This window comes from Pseudoalteromonas gelatinilytica, assembly GCF_001641615.1.
Taxonomy (GTDB): domain Bacteria; phylum Pseudomonadota; class Gammaproteobacteria; order Enterobacterales; family Alteromonadaceae; genus Pseudoalteromonas; species Pseudoalteromonas gelatinilytica.
This window is the reverse complement of the sequence record NZ_LRRU01000023.1, coordinates 149,582-170,323: the sequence shown is the minus strand read 5'-3', so window position 1 is coordinate 170,323 and position 20,742 is coordinate 149,582. Positions and strand designations below refer to the sequence as shown.

Here is a 20,742-nt window from a genome sequence, read left to right as displayed (position 1 = left end):
TTGGAATGTGTGACAAACATGAAACGCAAGACTTATCACGTCGTAATTTTATTAAAACGAGTTCAGCTTTAGGCGCAGGCCTGTTATTAGGTGGCTTTGCGGCGCCTTCGTTTGCAGCATCATCTGAGCAGCTTGCAAATGGCAATATAAAATCTCGAGGCTATGCGGCTTTTGATAATTCAGGCTTACTAAAACCATGGGAGTTTGAAAGACGCCCAGTTGGTGATAACGATATTTTAATCGAAATTAAATTCGCCAGTATTTGCCACTCAGATATTCATCAGATGAAAGGCCATTGGGGCGCACAGCAATACCCTCAAGTACCGGGTCATGAAGTTGCAGGTATCGTAACTGCGGTCGGTAAGAATGTGACTAAGTTTAAAGTGGGCGACCGTGCTGGTGTAGGTTGTATGGTTGATAGCTGTCTTGACTGCAATAGCTGTAAAGATCAAGGCGAGCAATATTGCCCAGAAACAAAATTCACTTATGGCTACCCTGATGAGCGCTCACCGACGGGTATCACACAAGGTGGTTACTCGAATAACATTGTTGTTCGCGATCATTTTGCAGTGCATATTCCTGAAAACATGAGCTTAGAGCATGCTGCTCCTTTATTATGTGCCGGCATTACAACGTATTCTCCGCTGCTTAAATTCAACTTGAAAAAAGGCGATAAAGTAGGTGTTGTTGGTATTGGTGGGCTTGGACACTTAGCTGTTAAATTAGCTGTGTCGCAAGGTGCTGATGTCTACGCGTTCACTAGCTCTAAAGACAAAGTAGCCGATATTAAAGCCTTTGGCGCTAAAGTGGTTGTTGTGGACGGTGAAGACGCTTACAACGAACATAAGTCACAGCTTGATTATTTAATTAATACCTTGCCAGTGAAATATGATGTCGCTAAATATGCTTCATTAGTAAAACCATTTGGCACCTACACCCAAGTGGGGATGCCAGAAGAATTTTCATTAAACATGAATGCATTAGCATTGGCTGCAAGCCGCGTAAACTTTAATGCTTCGTTAATTGGTGATATGCAAGAAACGCAAGACGTTGTTGATTACTGTGCTAAGAATAATATTCTGCCAGCAACCCAGTTAATCAAAGCCTCTGAAATCAATAATGCATGGCAAAGCGTGGTGGATAAAAAAGCGCGCTATCGTTATGTCATTGATGCCTCAACATTTTAAATAATTTTTAGATTGAGTAAGCCAAACGCCATACCCAGTATGGCGTTTTTTGTTGTCCCTTTTTTATTCGGTGATTTGTCGCTTACAGAGCGAATACTGACGTAAAAACATATCATTATTTTTTTCTTTTGCTAATTTAAACTCTTTGGCCCCCAAGGAGTAATAATGAAAAGAATAACCTTCCTAAGTACGTTGTTGTGCACCAGCTTTTTTGTTTGTAGCGAAGAAACAGATACAACCTTAAAAGCCTATGCCGCTGGGTACGTCGCCAATTTTACCTGTAGTGCCACGTTTAACGCTGGTAAAAGCAAAGATCAAATCGATATTGATGAACTTACCGGTATTTACCCTTTAATCGCAGACACCGTAAAAACAATGCAAGCGAACATTGATACTGAGCACAAGCGAGTCATTGTTGATTACGATAAAGATAAACAGCGCATATCGGTGTGGCGTCCTCGTTTAGGCTGTGTTGATTTACCCGTAGGGGCAAGCCTTAAAGCTGCAACACTCGTGCAAGCACCGTTTAAAGAAAATTTAGCCTACCAAAAGGATGATGGTAAGCCTTGGCAAACGTTAAATGGTGTTAATAAAGCAACGGGTAATAAGGCGCTTGATGAGGTTATTGCTCAGGCTTTTACTCGTCATTATGGTGAAGGCGCACGCACTTCAGCAATTTTAATAGCAAGCCCTGAGGCGATTTTAGCAGAGCAATATAAAGCAGGCTTTACCCCAGAAACCGCACAGCGTACTTGGTCTGTTGCAAAAAGTATTGGCGCGAGCATCATTGGTGTGGCGGTAGCACAAAAACGACTTGATGTTACAAAGCCTGCGGGGCTTGAAAGCTGGTCTCACCCGCTTGACCCTCGTGGCGAAATTACCCTTGAAAATTTGCTTCACATGGCATCAGGCTTAGACAGTAATAAAGCGGGCAACCGGACAGACCGTGTGTATATGGGCGGCGGTTTAGTGTCTGATACTGCAACGCATACCGCATTAGAAGTAAAGCCAGGTAGCCGCTGGAAATACGCCAATAATGACACCATGTTAGCGCTACGTGCCTTACGAGAAACGTTCAACGATGAGGCGAGCTATTTGCGTTATCCGTATGACAATTTACTCGATAAAATCGGTATGCAGCACACATTTTTAGAGTCAGATTGGCAAAGTGACTTTATTTTGTCATCGCAAGTGTGGACTACCTCAAGGGATCTTGCTCGCTTAGGGCTATTACACCTCAATAATGGCCGCTGGCAAGGGGAGCAAATATTACCAAAAGACTGGTTAAGTTATATTAGTAAACCTGCCCCAGCTCAACCCCCAGAAACAGCACCAGGGTATGGCGCACAGTGGTGGCTTTATAACGAACGTTTCCCTGAATTACCAAACGACACCATCGCAGCGCGAGGCAACCGTGGTCAATATTTGGTTATTATTCCAAGCGAGCAGTTAGTGATTGTTAGGCGAGGGTACGACCTTGCAGGACTTAAAGGCTTTAGTGAACATGACTTTACCCGTGATGTTTTAAAAGCACTGGGTAAAGTCAGTCACTAATTTAGATTTGAGGTTAATGGCTAAGTGGCGTTAACCTCAATTGCAAGCGGTAGTGTTGCTGAACACTTGGCTCTAAACGGTAATTGTCATAAGGCTTAGCTCCCCAACTGTTATCACCACCGACACCACGTTGGCGTAAATCAATATTTAGCTCAGTCAATGGTCTTGGAGTGATATCGGTAGCATGACGGTTTGTGCCAGTTTTAGGATAGTCAAAGTCGGCAACCGTATTATGGTGTGCAGTAAAGTCGAATTTTGGCTCTCCCTGAACTTTTAAACCAACCCCTTGCGAATTACGAATTTCAAGCCAGCGGGTATCGCTGCGATTTCCATTTTCTTGTGGACGAATATACTGGGTGTATAAATCGGCTACTGAGCTTGAGTATATACCTAAATCCGCTGCATATTTACGGTCTTGATAGTTTTCCCATGGTCCTCGACCATACCACTTTACAAAATCAAAGCCGTCAGGCATTTGTAACTGTAACCCAAAGCGAGGCATTTCAGGTAGCCCTTTATCAAGGGTTGCTTGGTAATCAATGTCGACTTGGCCAAATTCGCCAACAGTGTAACTTATTTGGGCATCACTATTTAAACTTGGAAAATGAAGCGTGAATGTCACCTTTGCTTTACCTGCTGATGAGACAACATCTACATGCGTAACCTCAGCAAGTTGCGATGCATTTTTATAAGCTGCAGCAGATTTTTCCCATAACCGGTTGCCATTATCTTTGTCGGTCATCGCTCGCCAAAAATTTGGAAATACACCTTGCTTGATTAGCTCTACTTCGTTTGAACGATAGCTCGAAAGTCGCCCTGTCTCTTTATTAAATATCAGCTTAGTTTTAGCTGTACTAACTGTGACCTGAAGGTCAGATTCTGCAACTCTTAGGCTGTCATCAGCTTTTAAGTGGGCAAGAGACAAACTACTTTGTAAAATAAATTGCTCGCTTGCGACGACCAGCCCTTTATTTCTAACGCCTTCTTCTTGTTTTAGTTTGAATTGAATATTGAGAGTATATTCTGCATTTTTTAATCGCGTGTAGTCATTGAGTTCACTAAGAGTAATCAACTCACTTTGTTGAGCGGGTGTACTTAATTGCTTTAATGAACCTTGCTTAACAACTAAGCCATTTTCAAGTAGCTGCCAGTGTGTATCTAGATAGCTTAAATCACGGAAAAAGTTTCGATTGCTGATCTTAAATTGGCTTGCTGAAACCATTTTTACAGCGACATTCTGATAAAGCTTTTTAACTTCAAATAAGACTGGGTGAGGTACTCGGTCTGCACCAATTAGACCATTTGCCAGATAATTATTAGCATTTCGTGTACCTTCAGGTTCAAAATCACCACCATAAGCGAGTATACGTTTGCCTTGCTCATCCGTTTTATAGAGACCTTGATCCACCCAATCCCAAATGCTACCACCTTGAACTTGCGAATGCTGGTAAACGAAATCCCATAATTCTTTTAGATTGCCACCGCTATTTCCCATGGTGTGGGCGTATTCAACCCAAATGAAAGGTTTATCAGGGTAATTACCTAAGTATTGGCTGGTAATTTCATTTCGGTCAGCATACATCCATCCAACAACATCAGTCATGGTTTCTTTATACCAGTTAGCTCGGGTTTCGTATTGTACAATGCGATTGCTGTCTTTTGATTTGGCAAGAAGATAAGCCTCACGAATACTCGGGCCTGGGCCTATCTCATTTCCTAAAGACCACGAAATAATAGAAGGGTGATTTTTATCTCGTTCAATCATGCCATTTACGCGATCTAAAATGGCTTCTTTAAATTGTGGATCATTACCTAGGCTATCTTCTTCAAAGCCATAACCATGAGATTCAACATTTGCTTCATCGATGACATATAGACCATATTTGTCGCATAAACGGTACCAGTAAGGATCATTGGGGTAATGTGATGCTCTTACGGTGTTGATGTTATTAAGCTTCATTAACTCAATATCTTTACGCATGCTTTCACGACCAATTGCTTGGCCATTTTCAGGCTCATGCTCATGACGGTTAACACCTTTAATCACAATTGGTTGGCCATTTACTAACAATAAGCCATCTTTTATTTCAACATTTTTAAAACCAATAGCTTCGCGAACGACTTGTTGCTCTTGCCCATCTTGTGTCAAAGTAAGCTGTAAGTCATACAGCTTAGGGACTTCAGCCGACCAAGCTGTGATGTCTTTCAATGTTGTATTGAAGCTAATCGTGTGTTTTTCTCCAGCTTCGCTTTTTAGTTTTTGTGTGTTTTGCCAAAGTAGGGTGTCACCATCGAAAATAGCACTATGTAATGTTGAGCTGCTAGCATCATCGTTCGTATTTTCTACAGTGACGTCTAAATTAAGCAAACCATCTTTAAAATTGTTAATTAGCGATGTTGCAGCATGGAAATCCCATAATTGAGTTTTTGGCACGACTTGCAAGAAAACGTCACGTTGAATACCACTAATTCGCCACATATCTTGATCTTCTAAATAACTGCCGTCACTCCAACGGAATACTTCAACAGCAAGTGTGTTCTTACCAGGCGAAACAACCTCTGTTATATCAAACTCGGCGGGGAGTTTACCGTCTTGGCTATAACCTAGTTTTTTACCGTTCACCCAAACATAAAAAGCAGAGCGAACTGCACCAAAATGAAGGATAATACGCTTATCTTGCCAATCGTCAGCTATCGTGAAATCTCGTCGGTACGAACCGACAGGGTTATAGTCAGGCGCATAAGGCTTATTTTTTTTAAAGCCATAACCATGATTAACATAAATAGGGTAGTCGTAACCTTGTAATTGCCAGTTCGAAGGAACTGGTGTGGTAGGCCAATCAGAAACGTCAACACTCGGTTTAAAGAAATCCATAGGACGTAAACTTGGTTTCTCAGCAAAATTGAAGTGCCAGTCTCCATTGAGCGTATGGTATTGTGATGATGCTTTGTCATCAGCAAGTACCGCAGCATTCTCTGAATTGTAACTTGCAAAATACGCACGATCTGCGAGTGTCCCGACAGAAAAAACAGCCGGGTTTTCCCAATCGTTTTTAGGACTGCTTGATACATTACTTTTATTTACTTTGGTTGAGTTCTGCTGACATGCAGTGAGTAGGAATGAGCTGCTTAATAAAAGTAGCGGAAGTTTAAACTTGCCAAAAAGAGAGCGGTTCATTGTAAGTCCTTTAATTGTGTGTTCTTTTTATTGTTAATACAATATTACCTTTTGGCGTGATTTGTAAAGATGAAGCAAAAATTCCAAGACTGATTGGCTTTTGCTTTTTATTCATAAAATTCAGTTGGTTATGGTTGTGTAGGATGCTGTATGAAGAGAGCTCGGACAAACAGGCAAGAAAATGAGAGTATTAGGCAAGATAAAAGCTGCTTTTAGAATGCATAAAAAGCAGCTTTGCTAACTGGAGAGTTAGTATCTACTACAAGGGCTCTATAGTGACATCCGCTTGGCCTAAACTTTTAAAAAACTGACTATCGCCCGTTATTTTACCAAGTTTTATCAGACCATTTGCATAACTTTGCTGCTTATAAAAGAGCGCAAGGTTACCCCAAGGTGCGTAATAAGTAATGTCTCCTGCGTTAGCATCGGTGCCAGCAGGTAAGCCTTGTAGATTTAATTTCTCTGGTAAAGTGGCAATTTTCTCAGCATTGGCAAAGTCTTCTACTTTTAGAGTCAGTGGTAGAAGTTGATAAAAATGCTTAGCGGCATTGTTACTTTCTAGAGTCGCTTGCATAGTTTTGCCGTTACTGGTGAACTTTATTTGCATTTCACTTACCATCTTTACTGCTTTTTTAAATATTGCTTATCTGTTACTGGCTCTAACCAATCAACAACCTTACCGCCTTTTGATTCTTGAATAGCTGAGTGCATCATGGCTGTTTTATCTGTAGCACCGTGCCAATGTTTAACATTAGCAGGAATATGTACAACGTCACCTGGTTTTATAACCTGAGGTTGTCCATGCCACTGATTAACCCAGCCCATACCTGATGTAACAATTAAGGTTTGGCCAACAGGGTGGGTGTGCCAGTTTGTGCGAGCGCCGGGCTCAAACGTTACCATGGCACCAGCGGCTTTCGCTTCGCCATGAGCTTGGAAACTAGGCTCGACGCGTACTTTGCCCGTGAAATACTTGTCGAGCCCAGTCATTGGGTACTGAGTGCCATTTTTTTGCACTGTGATTTGCGGTAATTCTAAACGTTGTGAAGAGGCGTTTTCTGCATGACTAAATGCACTCATCGTTAAGATAAGGGTACCGATAATATACTTCATACTTTTCTCCATGTGTTTGTAACCGAACGAATCTTCATTTTGGCTAAAAACTGTGCCTTTAAAAAGTACAATGCACGCAAGTTATTGCCTATTAGTCCGAGGCGGCAAATTTACCACTGGTCAATATTGTATAACCGAGCGTATAGTTAAGTATCTTGAATTTAATTGGGTTGGTTATGCATTCAGATTATGATGCTATTGCTAAAATGAGCGCTGCTTTAGCAGATAAGATTGCGCCGCTTATTGGGCAGCAAGAAACCGCTGATAGCGTGATTGAGGATTTGTTTTTTTATCGACAAACACAGGCCGCCACCTCTTGTTCAATGTGTGTGGTTGAACCAAGTATTGCACTGGTGCTACAAGGGGCAAAAAGCATGACCTTGGGCGAAGATGTTTTCAAGTATGACCCACACAAATATTTGATTACCTCTATTGATTTGCCTGCAAAAATGCAAGTTCTTGAAGCAAAAGACGACGCACCTTATTTAGGCTTAGTGTTAAAGCTTGATTTGGCTATGTTAGGTGAACTGATTTCGCAAATACCGCTCGACAAATTAAACAAGCAATCACTGAACAAGGGGATGACCTTAGGCAAAATGACAGAGCCGCTACTTAACGCTTTTACGCGATTAATTGAGCTGGTTGATGATCCTGAGTCTATGCCTGTGCTGGCACCATTAATAAAGCGCGAAATTTTTTGGCGTGTACTTAATAGTGAGCATGGGGCGGAGCTTCGCCATATAGTATCGACAGGTAGCCAAGGGCTGAGAATTGCACGTAGTGTTAAATGGTTAAAAGAAAACTATGATCAACCCTTGAGTGTAGAGGACTTAGCGGGTCTTGCGAAAATGAGTAAATCGACTTTTCACCATCATTTTCGAGATCTAACTTCAATGAGTCCGTTACAATATCAAAAGCGTTTAAGGTTAATGGAAGCAAGAAGGTTGATGGTTGGCGAGAGTATGGATGCGTCAGGTGCTGCTTTTAAGGTTGGCTACGAAAGCCCCTCACAATTTTCTCGTGAGTATTCTCGGTTTTTTGGTTTATCACCAAAACGAGATGTTGAGGCGTTTTTAGCAACGGCTAAATAGCCCGTTACTTATAATACCAATGGGCAATAATAGTTAGTTAAACGAATTGGTATAAAAAACGAATGGGCATATCCCTATGTCCCATTCGTTACCATGACACGCTTTACTTAAAGACTTGCTGTGAAAAACTCAGCAATCTTAGTGAATGGAATTAAAGCCACATCATCATATAAATCAACATGACCTGCATTTGGCACAACCAATAATTGCTTAGGCTCAGCAGCTAAATCATAGGCTTGTTGGCTAAACTCAAATGAGTGAGCTTGTTCACCAGCAACAAACAGTAATGGACGTGGTGAAATAGTTTCAATATCGTTAAATGGATAAAAGTTCATAAAACGCACATTGCTGCTTAATGTTGGGTGTGTAGTTAAATCTGCTGATGAGCGCTCTGGTGTATATTCGCCACGCTCAGTGCGATAAAAGTCATAAAACTCTTTTGCAATTGGGTGTGAGCTTTCATCAATGTGATGCGGACAGCCACCTGTGTACTGCACTTCGCCACCTAGGTACTCAACATTACGTTGCTCAGCGGCTTCATCAAGCATACCTTTACGCATATCAAGATCGATAGAGTTACCTAAACCATTGCGCGTCGCGCCACCCATGTCATACATACTCACTGTTGCTACAGCTTTGATACGTGGGTCAATTTTAGCTGCACTAATGATGAAACCACCACTACCACATACACCTAAACCACCAATGCTTTCTTTGTTGACGTATGAACGGCTAGCAAGGTAATCGACACCAGCACTGAATGACTCTGCGTATAAATCAGGCAGCACAGTATTACGTGGTTCGCCGTCACTTTCGCCCCAGAAGCTAAGATCAATTGCCAAAGTTACAAAGCCTAGCTCTGCAAGTTTAGTTGCATATAAAGTAGCACTTTGCTCTTTTACCGCACCCATAGGATGACCAATTACAAGTGCCGGATGGTTCGCGCCTTTCTCAGCATTTTTTGGTGTAAAAAGATTACCGACTACATTCATCTGTGATTGGTTTTTGAAAATTACTTTTTCAAAGTTAACAGCATCGCTTTGGTAAAAATTATCCGTTGAGGTAGTCATAACACTCTCCTATTTTGTGATTAACAGGGACTGCAATTTGTTTTCACAATGCAGCTTTGATGAGGTTATTGTCGGATATTTATGCAGTTTGGCGTTATATTAGAACAGTCGATTTATTGCCTAAAAGTGTCGAATGTATAAAAAGCTGCAGCAAGCGCTGCAGCTTATTCATTTACTTGTGGCGGCCTTGTAAACAGCTCACCACATCAGCCAGCGATAGGCCTTGGCGCTGCAATAACACAGTTAAATGATACAGTAAGTCTGCCGATTCATTGGTTAATTCATCGTTATCATGTTTCATGGCTGCAAGGGCAACTTCAACACCTTCTTCACCCACTTTTTGGCAACTACGGCTTAAGTCTTTTGCAAACAAAGACGCTGTGTAGCTTTTGCTTGGATCATCGTCTTTACGCGAAACAATCACTTGTTCAAGCTCAGCTAAAAACGACAAGCTAGGTTTAGCATCATCGCCAAAGCAGCTTTGTGTACCTAGGTGGCATGTTGGCCCAAGTGGGTTTGCCAGTACTAATAGTGAGTCGTAATCACAGTCGGTGTGCACAGAAACTACTTCAAGGTAGTTTTCTGATGTTTCGCCTTTGGTCCATAAGCGCTCTTTAGAACGCGAGTAAAAGGTTACTTTTTGCTTGTCGAAAGTGGCAGCTAATGCATCTTGATTCATAAAGCCTTGCATTAAAATTACCCCAGAGCGTGCGTCTTGCACGATAGCTGGGATCAATTCGCTTTTGGCAAAATCGACTTGAGAAAGAGTATCTTTGGTTAATTGCATAGTCTTGCCGCTACATTATTATCAGTTAAAAATTGTTTTAGTTCGCCAATATCAATGACGTTCTTGTGAAATACGCTTGCAGCGAGCGCGCCATCAACTTGGCTTTGTTGAAATACATCAACAAAGTCTTGCATCGTCCCTGCGCCACCTGAAGCAATCAGAGGAATATCACACAGTGCACGCATTTTTGATAGCTGAACATTGTCGTAGCCTTTACGCACGCCATCTTGATTCATGCAATTTAGTACGATTTCACCAGCGCCTAGGTCTTGCACGCGCTTAACCCATTCTTCGGTTTTGTAGCGAGTACGGCTTGATGCATTTGGGTCGCCAGTCAGCTGATACACTAAATACTCGCCAGTGTTTTCATCATAAAAGCTATCAATACCCACAACCACGCATTGTTTACCAAACTCATCGTGTAATTCTTTGATAAGCTCTGGGCGAGCAATAGCGGGGCTGTTAATACTGATTTTATCTGCACCACGTTCTAAAACACGTGCTGCATCGGCAACAGATTTAATGCCGCCTGCCACACAAAATGGAATATCAATGTGGCGCGCAATGTTCTCTACCCAATTGACATCAAGTAGGCGTTTTTCGACGCTGGCACTGATTTCATAAAACACCAGTTCATCCGCACCGGCATCGCTGTAAGCTTTGGCAAGCGTTAAAATATCACCAACCACTTCATGGCCTTTAAATTTAACACCTTTAACGACTTGGCCGTCTTTTACATCTAAACAAGGGATTATGCGTTTTGATAACATGCTAGCGCCTCCTCAACATTAAAGGCACCATCAAGCAATGATTTACCTAAGATAACACCGCCAACGCCCAGTTTTTTCAGCTTTGCAATATCATCCAGTGAGCTTACACCGCCTGAAGCTTGAACTTTAATCTCGCTGTTGTGGTTGGTTAAATCTTCATAAAGTGCAAACGAAGGACCAGTCATGGTGCCGTCTTTACTGATGTCAGTACACAGAAAATCAACCACGCCAAGTGCCACGTAAAAATCAACAAGTTCGAACAAACCAAACTCAGATTCACTTAACCAACCATGTGTTGCGGGTGCCCAGCCGTTGTCAGTTTTATTAACATCTAATGCGATAACAAAGTGAGAGCTGCCAAATTTTTCAATCCACGCCTTTACTTGTTCGCGCTTTTCAACGGCCATTGAGCCAATCACGACTTGATTAGCACCGGCTTCAAGCCAGTCAGCAACATCTTGCTCAGAGCGAATACCACCGCCCACTTGATAAGGCACATTAAGCGCTTTAGTCGCAGCTTGAATATGCTGCCACTGTTTTTTATTTGGATCGCGCGCGCCTTCTAAATCCACTAGGTGCAGTTTGCCTGCGCCGCTGTTTGCGTACTCTTGTAAGCGTGCGCCAAGTTCGTAAGGGTAAAATTGTGCTGTATCATACTTACCTTGGTATAAGCGCACAATTTGGTTTTGTAATACATCGAGTGCTGGAATAATCACGTTTATTTCTCTTATTTTTTGCTGCGCTTACAGCTGCCAATCTAAAAAGTTTTGTAAAAGTCGCGTGCCTACTTTGGCGCTTCGCTCAGGGTGGAACTGCATGCCTGCGTAGTTATCTTTGGCAACTATCGCTGAAAAAGCTTGCCCGTATTCACCGCTAACTAGGGTGGCATCGTTTACTGTGTGCGCAAAGCTATGCACAAAGTACACTTGATCTTGCGCAGATAACCCTTTGGTAAGGGCATGCTCTTTTAGCACGCTTAGGTCATTCCACCCCATATGTGGTGAGGTTAATGTGCCCACTTCTAAGTGCTTAACAACACCCGGAATTTTGCCAAGGCAATCAACATTACCTTCTTCTGTGCTGTCGCAAAGTAATTGCATGCCTAAACAAATGCCCATTAGCGGGCGCTGATATTCATCAATTGCTTGCTGCCAACCACCGTCTTTTAAGCGTTTCATCGCAACAGATGCATGACCTACGCCAGGTAAAATGGCACGTTCAAAGCCTTTTAGTTGCTCAGGTGAGGTGATCACCTCAGGCGTTTTCCCTAAGCGCTCAAAGGCAAAACGAACTGAGTTAATGTTGGCACAACCGGTATTAATTATGGCAATCATAAACACCCCTTAGAGCTGGCAGTTTGTTGTGAGGCATCTTTTGCAATCGCAGCGCGAAGTGCTCTTGCAAACGCTTTAAAAAGGCCTTCAACTTGGTGATGACAATTACCATCGCTAACCGACAAAATAAGGCTCATGGCGGCATTATCACTTAAGCTTTTAAAGAAGTGTTCAACCATTTGCACGTCTAAGTCGCCCACTTTTTCACGGCTAAAATCGGCATTTAATACAAACGAGGCGCGGCCCGATAAGTCAATTTGCGCTTCTGCTTTACATTCATCCATAGGGAGTGCAAAGCCATAGCGACCAATTTGCGTTTTTGTTCCTAGCGCTTGTTTAAGGGCAAGGCCAAGTGCAATGCCGATATCTTCAACTAGGTGGTGTTCATCAATGTGTAAGTCGCCAGTGGCTTGAATATTAAGTCCGATATTGGCGTGTGTACGAATTTGGTCAAGCATGTGGTCGAAAAAGCCAAGGCCAGTGCTAATTTCGCCATTTTTTGTTTGGTCTAAATTAACTTGCACATCGATTTGCGTTTCTTTGGTATTGCGAGTGACACGGCCTTCACGGTTCGCGGTTGTCAGCTTAGTGACAATGGTATCCCAGCTGCCGTCATACAAAATACCTTCGCAGCATAAGTTATTAGCAAGTCCGATATCTGTTTGGCGGTCGCCAATCACAAATGAGCGTGCTAAATCGACTTTACCTGAGCGCATCAGCTCAGTAAGTAAGCCGGTTTTTGGTTTACGGCAGTCACAATTTTGTTCATCAAAGTGCGGGCAGATCAGAACGTCATCAAATTTAATCCCTTGGCTGTTTAAGATATCCATCATCTTGTCTTGGGCAATATCAAAATCAGCGGTTGGGAAGCTATCAGTGCCTAAACCATCTTGGTTTGAAACCATCACAAGGCGGTAACCTGCCGCTTGAAGTTGCAATAGAGCAGGGATCACATTCGGCAAGAACACTAATTTTTCTAGGCTATCAACCTGTTTGTCGGTGATAGGCTCTTCGATAATCGTGCCATCGCGGTCAATAAATAAATACGGGTTGCTCATGATAATTCCTGTTCTACTGTATTGCTGGTCAGTGATAAGCCATCTAACCAAATTTTTACTTGTTCTAGTTCTTGCTCGTTACCGATAGAAATTCGTAACCAATCATTTTCGCCATATAAAGTGAAGGCACGCATCACGAGTCCTTGCTCAAGTGCGATATTAAATGATTGTTTGTCTTTTAATTTTAAGGTGACGAAGTTACCTTCACCGCTCAGTACTTTGATAACAGCAGGTGATTGCTCAAGCCAGCTTTTCAGTTTGGCTTTTAAGCTATTTAGAATAGTCACCTGACGGCGCATTGAAGCGATGTTGTCGCTACTTAATGCATCTGCGGCAATGCTCGCCACCACCGTTGATACAGGGTAAGGCGCAATCACTTTACGAATAGGTGCAAGTAGCTCGCTGTTGGCTAGCGTGAAGCCTGTTCTTAAACCCGCAAGTGCAAATGCTTTTGATAAGGTTCTTAATACCACAAGGTTACTAAACTCGTTGATCAGGCTTGCCGCTGTTTGTTCTGGGCAAAATTCTATATAAGCTTCATCCACCACTACAATCGCTTTACCCGCAAGTTGCTGGGTGATTTTTCTGATTTTGTCTAGGCTTGTCATGCTGCCGGTAGGGTTATTTGGATTACAAATAAACACCAGCTTTGAATCAGCAACCGCAGTGACAATCTCATCAACGGTGCCTTTTAATAACAGCTCTTGAGTTAAACCGTTAATCGCAATGTTGTGGGTATCAGCAGTGACTTTGTACATGCCGTAAGTTGGCAAAAAGAGTGCAATGCTATCTTTAGCAGGGCTACAAAAAGTACGTACTAATAGTTCAATACCTTCGTCAGCGCCACGAGTCATCAGTACTTGCTCAGGCTCTAAATTAGCATAGCAAGCGTAACGAGTGATCACTTGCAGAGGCTGCGGATCTGGGTAGCGATTTAAATCAGCTAAATTGATATTTGGCGTACGTGAATACGGGCTTTCATTGGCATTTAACCACGTTGTGCCAGTCAGCTTTTCACTTTTCGCCGAACTATAGGCTGTAAGCGCTGCAATGTTATCTGGCAACAGTGTCGTTATTTTTGAATTATCGCTCATTGTTCATAGCCTCAAGACGAATTGAAACAGCATTAGCGTGAGCATCAAGCCCCTCTGCTGCAGCTAAAGGTAAAATTGCTTTAGATAATTCACGTAAGCCATTTTTACTGATGGTTTGCACTGTGTAAGTTCTAAAGAAGTCCAGTAAGTTTAAGCTCGAATAAGTCGCACTGTAACCATACGTTGGTAGTACGTGGTTCGTACCAGATGCATAGTCTCCGGCAGACTCCGGAGTGTAATCACCCACAAATACTGAACCGGCATTTTTCACTAAGCTTAAATAAGGCTGCGCATCAGCAAGCTGTAGAATAAGGTGCTCAGGACCATATTGAGCAGACACAGCAAAGGCTTGCTCAACCGAGTCGACTAATATCAAGCTTGAGTTAGCAAGGGCTTGCTCGGCAGTGTCTTTACGACTTAATTTTGCTAGCTGCTGTGTTAATGCTTGCTGTGTTTTTTCGATAATGCGCTCGCTGTTACACAGTAAAATAACCTGTGAATCTGCACCGTGCTCCGCTTGCGATAATAAATCTGCCGCAATAAACTCTGGGTTTGCACGCTCATCAGCAATCACTAGCACTTCAGAAGGGCCCGCTGGCATATCAATCGCCATGCCCGGAATAGTTTGCGCAACAAGTTGTTTAGCCATGGTGACAAAGCTATTTCCCGGGCCAAAAATCTTGTTCACTTTAGGCACTGACTCTGTACCGTAAGCCATAGCTGCAATCGCTCCGGCGCCGCCACTTTCTATAATGGTTTTAATACCACATAGTTTTGCCGCATATAAAATGGCAGGGTTGATAGTTTCATCGGCTTTCACAGGTGTAGTAAGCACAACGGTTTGTGCACCACTTAATTGTGCAAGCACCCCTTGCATAATCACTGACGATGGCAATGGCGCACTGCCACCTGGCACGTAAATACCTACCGCTTCAATGGCTTGATATTTAAGTTCACACAATACGCCTGGTTGTGTTGTTAACTTAATGTCTTTAGGTAATTGTGCTTGGTGAAAACGTTTTACATTGGCGTAGGCCGTTTCGATGGCGGCTTTTAACTCGTTTGATAATAACTGCTCAGCTTGGTTTATTTCTTCAACTGGCACTAATAAGCGAGGTGTTTCGCGCTTATCAAACTCTGTTGCCATCTTTAATAACGCTGCGTCACCTTGTGTTTTAACTGCATTTAAGATGTCGATGCAAATTGCTTCAACCTCTTTACTTGCCGTAACAGCAGGGCGGGTAAGTACCGCCTGCTGTGCTTGTTGATTTTCCTCATTCCAGCGAAACATGGATATTTACTCCATCATTTTTTCAATAGGCATAACAAGAATTGAGTTGGCACCCAGTGCTTTTAACTGTTCCATAGTTTCCCAGAAAAGGGTTTCGCTGCTGACCATGTGTAGTGCAACATAATCGTCGCTACCAGCAAGCGATAGTAAAGTAGGTTGGCCAGTACCCGGTAGTAAGTCGCACACTTCATCAAGCTTTGCTTTTGGTGCGTGTAACATGATGTATTTACTTTCTTTTGCTTGGCGTACACCACGTAGACGCGGCATTAACGTGTTGATTAAATCAAGTTTGCTTTGATCAGTAAGGTCTTTGTTTTGAATTAAACATGCATTTGATTCTAAGATGGTGTCGCCTTGCATTAAGCCGTTTGCTTCTAACGTTGCACCAGTAGACACTAAGTCACAAATTGCATCAGCTAAACCAGCACGCGGTGCGACTTCAACAGAGCCCGTTAACATGACTGTGCTTGCGTTAATGCCTTCGCGTTTTAGATATTGGCTTAAGATTTCTGGGTAAGTAGTGGCAATGCGTTTACCTTCGAACCAGCTTTTATCTTGCGGGCCAAGTTCTTGTGGCCATGCAAGTGCTAGGCGGCAGTAACCAAAATCAAGTTTAGACAGTTTATTTACTTCAAATGCCACACCTTGGCGTTCGCGCTCGGCTTGTACTTCGACAAGTACGTTTTCACCAACGATACCTAAGTCACACACACCGTCCATTACAAGACCCGGAATATCGTCATCGCGTACACGAAGTACATCAATTGGCATGTTGGTAGAGTGTGCGATTAAACGTTGTTCACGAAGATTTAATTTAACACCAAGTTGTTTTAGTAACTCTTGGCAGTCTTTTGATAAGCGGCCGCCTTTTTGGATGGCGATTCGTAAACGGTTGGTATTGCTCATTATTCATTTTCCTTTAATTCAAAAACTAAAAACCCCGAGGGAACCTCAGGGCGAAAATAAATAATTTGGTTGATTGCTCGCCAGAGGTTCCTTTTAGGAATAACCTCTCAGCGAAAAACCTGACAGGCTATTCCGGTGAATGATGGTGATGATGGATAGTTGTCAGATTGAAGCGCATAATTTTTCCTGTATTGCACTCGTTTGTGTAAACCAGTGCGTAAATCTGTTTAAATAAGTTACGTATATAGATAAACATGCTTTGCTAATCTTTGGCAAGCATTTTTTTGCGAAATTAAAGTATATGCTATAACTGCCGATAATAAATGGATAGATAGGAGGTACAAATGGATATCATGATCCCCTTTTTAGGTCGAATTACGCGCTTGCAATTGGAAAGTAAAGGTGCGTTTCATATTGCGGGTGTAAAAGATGCGAACGTGCAGCGAATTGAGCTTGAAAAGCGTCAAAAACGTGAAATAGAACGCCGTAAAAAAGCCGCAAAAAAAGAAGATAAAGGCAACAAAAGTGCCATAGAAGAAGATGAAGAGGGTAATAAACACCTAGATACATGGGCTTAATACTCAATATAAAATTTGTTTTTATGCAATTGTGCGGTTTTTTCTGCTAACGTTAAGAAACACTTGTGTTGTAACTTACAAGGCAATTCAATGGAACGACCCTCAGTGCCATTAAATGAGCAAGCTAGGCTTGAAGAGCTTCGCTCATTAGATGTTTTAGACTCTCAAAGTGAACCCGCCTTTGACCGAATCACTCGCCTGGCTCAGCAATTTTTCTCTGTACCAATTTGTGTTATCAGTTTAATTGACGAGCATAGACAATGGTTTAAGTCATGTGTGGGGCTCGATGTAACAGAGACCGCAAGAGACATTTCATTTTGCGCCCATGCAATTTTATACAAAGACCCGCTTGTGGTTGAAAATGCCTTAAACGATAAGCGTTTTGCTGATAACCCACTGGTAATGGGTGACCCAAATATTCGCTTTTATGCGGGCTGCCCAATTACACTTAAATCAGGAAATAGAATTGGCACTTTGTGCCTTATCGATCATCAACCGCGCAGTTTTAACAAACAAGAAATTAAATCGTTAATAGACTTTGCTGCAATCGTTGAACGAGAGTTTGCAATCATGCAGTTAGCAACTACCGATGAGCTTACTTTATTGCCTAATCGTCGCGGTTTTATTAGCACCGCAGAGCATTATCTTGATTTGTGTATTCGCCAGCATTTAAAAGCAAAATTAGTGTTTATTGATTTAGATAACTTTAAAGCAATTAACGATAAATTTGGTCATGCAGCCGGGGATAGAGTACTGAGAGATTTTGCAGGATTACTAGAAAACTGTTGTCGCAAGGCTGATTTATATGCACGTTTGAGCGGTGATGAGTTTGTGATTTTATTTACAGATTTAAATACCAGCGAATGCGACACCATAATGCAACGCTTGTTGTTGTCATTCAGTGACTTACCTAATAGCTTTAATAACCAAGTTGAACTTGGCTTTTCTTATGGTATTGCCGATTTTTCTGATCAGCAACCTTGTTCACTGACGAAGTTACTCGCTGTTGCAGACGCGCGAATGTATGCCGATAAAGCACAAAAAAAGGCTCGATAATCGAGCCTTTAAAGTAAAAAGTACTGCTTAATTTTTCGCTTCTGCTGATTGAATACTACTTTGGATCAGCGGCGAAATTGTTAAACCTTGTACGATAATCGAGAAGATCACTACTACGTAGGTGACAATAACAATTAGGTTGTGAAGATCAGAGCCTGCAATCATTACTTGATCGCGTGGGATGGCAGCTGCCATTGCCAGCGCTAAACCACCCCGCAAGCCACCCCAAGTGAGTATTTTCACTGAGTGCTTATCGTATTGGCGATACTTTTTAAAGAATACAAATGGCGCACCTACACTTATGAATCGCGCTAGCAACACCACAGGTACCATCAGTAAACCTAAGCCAATTTCTTCAAGAGTAATAGGCATGGTGACGATGAGCATACCGATAATCAAAAACAGCAAGGCGTTTAAAAAACTATCGGTGGCATGCCAAAAGTCTTTCACGTAGCGAGTATCTTCAGGCCCCGTACGCTCTGTTGCTTTTGAACGAGTAATATTGCCAAGTAAAATACCACTGGTGACCATAGCAAGCGCACCTGAGATTTCCCAAATATTCGCTGCTGCAAAGCCGGCTGTTGGAATGGTCAAGGTTAGTAGCAAACGAATGTTCACATCGCGGCTATTAATAATTAAAAAATGCCCGACTAACGCAATCACGAGACCAAACACGATACCGCCAATTGCATCAACTAAGAACAATTCAGCAACGTCAGTAAAGGTGGCTTCGGTGCCATAAAAGGCCACTGAAAATATCGTTGTGAAAATCACCAAACCAATACCATCATTAAACAAAGACTCACCTTCAACTTGCACAGAAATACCTTCTGGGGCTCGCATTTGTTTAATAATGGCTAACACTGCAATCGGGTCGGTTGGGCTGATTAAAGCACCAAACAACAAGCAGTAAATAAACGGTACAGGCCAGCCTACAAAAGCAAACAAATAATAGCTTAAGTAACCAACAATGACCGTTGAGGTTATGGTTGAAAATAACACTAATGCGGTAATTTCCCAGCGTTGCTTACGAAGGGCTGCTAAGTTGATTTCCAGCGCACCTGCGAACAGTAAAAACCCGAGCATGCCTTTTAATAGCAACTGATTAAAGTTGATACTTGAGACAATTTGAGTCGTTTCGAGGGCCGTGCTATCACCGAGCATTTTAACCGCAAGTATAAGAAGTAAAGAAATAACAACAGAGCCTGTTGTTATAGCAATCGTGGTTTGCATTTTGAGGATATATTGGTTAGCAAAAGCAATAAAAATAGCTAATGCTGAAAGAAAACAAATGAGGTACCAAGCATTCATTGTTTGACCTTAAATATTTGTATAACAAGACGCAGAAAGCTGTCACTTTCTGGCCGCATATAGTACGCCTCTAATATAGGTATGTCACAGTGTTTATGCGATTTTTATGACATTTTAGAGTAAAAATTCAAGGGGTTGATTGCATATGTATAATCGCTGTTAATAATGTCTCAAAAGAGACAAAATAAACCTGATAAAAGCGCAATAGTGATAACCTCAGTTAGGTCAATCAGCCTGTTTAAATTGAGCTGATTCTTGGCTGGTATTAATTGCCCTAATTGGATAAGGGATCACAATTCCTTCTTCTGCGTAACGTTGATGTAATGCTTTGATAAACGCAGATTTCACCCAAAAGCGATTAAAATACTCTTTTACTCTTAACATGACTGTAAAGTTGATACTTGATTGATCAAAGGTATGAAAGACCACAAAGGTTTCGTAATCGTCGATGCCCCATTCATGGCTTTTTAAAATCTGTCTTGCTACATCCAAAGTCACTTGCTCAACTTTTTCAAGGTCTGAGCCATAATGAACACCCACCTCAACGGGAACGCTGAGCTCTTTTTCGGGATAAAAGTAGTTAATGATGCGTGATTTAGACAGCTGACTATTGGGGATCACTATCATGTTGTTCGGCAACATTTTTACCCAGGTTGAGCGCCAACCAATTTTTTCAACAAACCCTTGGTCGCCACTTTCAAGTTCTATAAAGTCGCCGACCCGAATCGGTTTATCAATGACCAACTGCACGCCAGAAAAGAAGTTTTCGAGTGTCGGTTGCAAAGCCAAAGCGACGGCAAGAGAGGTAATGCCCAAAGAGGCAATAATTGGAGTGATTGATATGCCTAACGTGCCTAATAACACCAATAAGCCAACACACACAATTGCACAACGGATCAAGCCCTTAATAATGCTATGACTATTCGAAACCACCACTGAGCGAGCACTGTAATAATCAACGGTACCAAATAAGAAATGGTCTAAAAATAACACTAAGGCAAAAATACAAATGGCTTTAGCGGTGGCCGCAATAGGTAAGGGGTGTTCGGCCATAAAGCCGGTGGTGTTTAATAACTGACCAAAAACGATCACAAGCACCATCATTGTGCATAAGGTTAATGGTGTAGAGAGTGAGTCAACCAGTAACGAGTCGAACACAAAGTCAGTACGTTGCGTCCACTTTTTTAGGCAGTAGATGATTACAAACTTTAATAAAAACAAAGTTATGGCAGCTAAAATTGTGCCGCCAATAACGATTAACCAAGGCTCATTTAGCCACTCGCTTTGTATCAGTTCAGTAATCATGTTTAGTCCTTAAACCCTAGGTACTTAGCTTTGCTGCAAGTTATGTACCTAGGGAAAAT

General features: G+C 42.1%; 19 protein-coding genes. 5 read left to right on the top strand and 14 right to left on the bottom strand.

Features of this window, described 5'->3' with window-relative positions; all coding sequences use genetic code 11:
- Positions 1–5: 5 nt before the first annotated feature.
- Positions 6–1,187 (top strand): NAD(P)-dependent alcohol dehydrogenase, encoded by a 1,182-nt coding sequence (locus NH153_RS20860; RefSeq protein ID WP_063707483.1) that lies wholly within the window; start codon positions 6–8, stop codon positions 1,185–1,187.
- 165 nt (positions 1,188–1,352) lie between these two features.
- Positions 1,353–2,741: a serine hydrolase domain-containing protein gene (locus NH153_RS20855; RefSeq protein ID WP_156503661.1), complete on the top strand. Its 1,389-nt coding sequence runs from the start codon at positions 1,353–1,355 to the stop codon at positions 2,739–2,741.
- A gap of 13 nt (positions 2,742–2,754) precedes the next feature.
- Here the strand turns inward: NH153_RS20855 and lacZ are convergent, their stop codons facing one another.
- The 3 genes from lacZ to NH153_RS20840 all read right to left on the bottom strand — a co-directional run bounded on the left by lacZ (position 2,755) and on the right by NH153_RS20840 (position 7,032).
- Positions 2,755–5,919 (bottom strand): beta-galactosidase, LacZ type, encoded by a 3,165-nt coding sequence (gene lacZ / locus NH153_RS20850; protein ID WP_082874128.1) that lies wholly within the window; start codon positions 5,917–5,919, stop codon positions 2,755–2,757.
- 259 nt (positions 5,920–6,178) lie between these two features.
- Positions 6,179–6,526, bottom strand: a complete 348-nt coding sequence (locus tag NH153_RS20845; RefSeq protein WP_062565934.1) for a cyclophilin-like fold protein — start codon at positions 6,524–6,526, stop codon at positions 6,179–6,181.
- A 14-nt stretch (positions 6,527–6,540) separates the two neighbouring features.
- Entirely contained in the window at positions 6,541–7,032 is a 492-nt protein-coding gene (locus NH153_RS20840; protein WP_156503660.1) for a (R)-mandelonitrile lyase, read from the bottom strand.
- A gap of 176 nt (positions 7,033–7,208) precedes the next feature.
- Between NH153_RS20840 and NH153_RS20835 the strand changes: the two genes are divergently transcribed.
- The gene (locus NH153_RS20835) at positions 7,209–8,123 is read left to right on the top strand and encodes an AraC family transcriptional regulator (protein WP_063707481.1); all 915 of its coding nucleotides are present in this window, start codon (positions 7,209–7,211) and stop codon (positions 8,121–8,123) included.
- Between the two features lie 107 nt (positions 8,124–8,230).
- On the opposite strand, the gene NH153_RS20830 is transcribed toward NH153_RS20835, so the two are convergent.
- The 9 genes from NH153_RS20830 to hisG form a co-directional block, all read right to left on the bottom strand.
- The gene (locus tag NH153_RS20830) at positions 8,231–9,193 is read right to left on the bottom strand and encodes an alpha/beta hydrolase (RefSeq protein WP_063707480.1); all 963 of its coding nucleotides are present in this window, start codon (positions 9,191–9,193) and stop codon (positions 8,231–8,233) included.
- 172 nt (positions 9,194–9,365) lie between these two features.
- Positions 9,366–9,980, bottom strand: a complete 615-nt coding sequence (gene hisIE / locus NH153_RS20825) for a bifunctional phosphoribosyl-AMP cyclohydrolase/phosphoribosyl-ATP diphosphatase HisIE (RefSeq protein WP_054552013.1) — start codon at positions 9,978–9,980, stop codon at positions 9,366–9,368.
- Complete coding sequence (gene hisF, locus NH153_RS20820) at positions 9,971–10,750, bottom strand: imidazole glycerol phosphate synthase subunit HisF (protein ID WP_054552014.1); 780 nt, start codon at positions 10,748–10,750, stop codon at positions 9,971–9,973. The genes hisIE and hisF overlap by 10 nt, the downstream gene beginning before the upstream one ends.
- Entirely contained in the window at positions 10,732–11,466 is a 735-nt protein-coding gene (locus NH153_RS20815) for a 1-(5-phosphoribosyl)-5-[(5-phosphoribosylamino)methylideneamino] imidazole-4-carboxamide isomerase (RefSeq protein WP_063707479.1), read from the bottom strand. Before NH153_RS20815 ends, hisF begins: the two co-directional genes overlap by 19 nt.
- A gap of 27 nt (positions 11,467–11,493) precedes the next feature.
- Positions 11,494–12,084 (bottom strand): imidazole glycerol phosphate synthase subunit HisH, encoded by a 591-nt coding sequence (gene hisH / locus NH153_RS20810; protein WP_063707478.1) that lies wholly within the window; start codon positions 12,082–12,084, stop codon positions 11,494–11,496.
- Complete coding sequence (gene hisB, locus NH153_RS20805; RefSeq protein ID WP_063707477.1) at positions 12,081–13,142, bottom strand: bifunctional histidinol-phosphatase/imidazoleglycerol-phosphate dehydratase HisB; 1,062 nt, start codon at positions 13,140–13,142, stop codon at positions 12,081–12,083. Before hisB ends, hisH begins: the two co-directional genes overlap by 4 nt.
- On the bottom strand, positions 13,139–14,236 hold the full coding sequence (gene hisC / locus NH153_RS20800) for a histidinol-phosphate transaminase (RefSeq protein WP_063707476.1): 1,098 nt from the start codon (positions 14,234–14,236) through the stop codon (positions 13,139–13,141). Before hisC ends, hisB begins: the two co-directional genes overlap by 4 nt.
- The gene (gene hisD / locus NH153_RS20795; protein ID WP_063707475.1) at positions 14,226–15,527 is read right to left on the bottom strand and encodes a histidinol dehydrogenase; all 1,302 of its coding nucleotides are present in this window, start codon (positions 15,525–15,527) and stop codon (positions 14,226–14,228) included. Before hisD ends, hisC begins: the two co-directional genes overlap by 11 nt.
- A 6-nt stretch (positions 15,528–15,533) precedes the next feature.
- Positions 15,534–16,433 carry an ATP phosphoribosyltransferase gene (gene hisG, locus NH153_RS20790; RefSeq protein WP_054563881.1) on the bottom strand — a complete coding sequence of 300 codons (900 nt, stop codon included), beginning with the start codon at positions 16,431–16,433 and terminating at the stop codon, positions 15,534–15,536.
- A 344-nt stretch (positions 16,434–16,777) separates the two neighbouring features.
- On the opposite strand from hisG, the gene NH153_RS20785 reads away from it, so the two are divergent.
- Complete coding sequence (locus tag NH153_RS20785) at positions 16,778–17,011, top strand: hypothetical protein (protein ID WP_054563880.1); 234 nt, start codon at positions 16,778–16,780, stop codon at positions 17,009–17,011.
- 90 nt (positions 17,012–17,101) lie between these two features.
- Positions 17,102–18,067, top strand: coding sequence for a sensor domain-containing diguanylate cyclase (locus NH153_RS20780; protein WP_063707474.1), 966 nt, complete (start codon positions 17,102–17,104; stop codon positions 18,065–18,067).
- A gap of 27 nt (positions 18,068–18,094) precedes the next feature.
- On the opposite strand, the gene NH153_RS20775 is transcribed toward NH153_RS20780, so the two are convergent.
- Both NH153_RS20775 and NH153_RS20770 read right to left on the bottom strand, forming a co-directional pair.
- The gene (locus tag NH153_RS20775) at positions 18,095–19,378 is read right to left on the bottom strand and encodes a cation:proton antiporter (RefSeq protein ID WP_063707473.1); all 1,284 of its coding nucleotides are present in this window, start codon (positions 19,376–19,378) and stop codon (positions 18,095–18,097) included.
- Between the two features lie 225 nt (positions 19,379–19,603).
- Positions 19,604–20,683 (bottom strand): mechanosensitive ion channel family protein, encoded by a 1,080-nt coding sequence (locus tag NH153_RS20770; RefSeq protein WP_063707472.1) that lies wholly within the window; start codon positions 20,681–20,683, stop codon positions 19,604–19,606.
- Positions 20,684–20,742 lie beyond the last annotated feature (59 nt).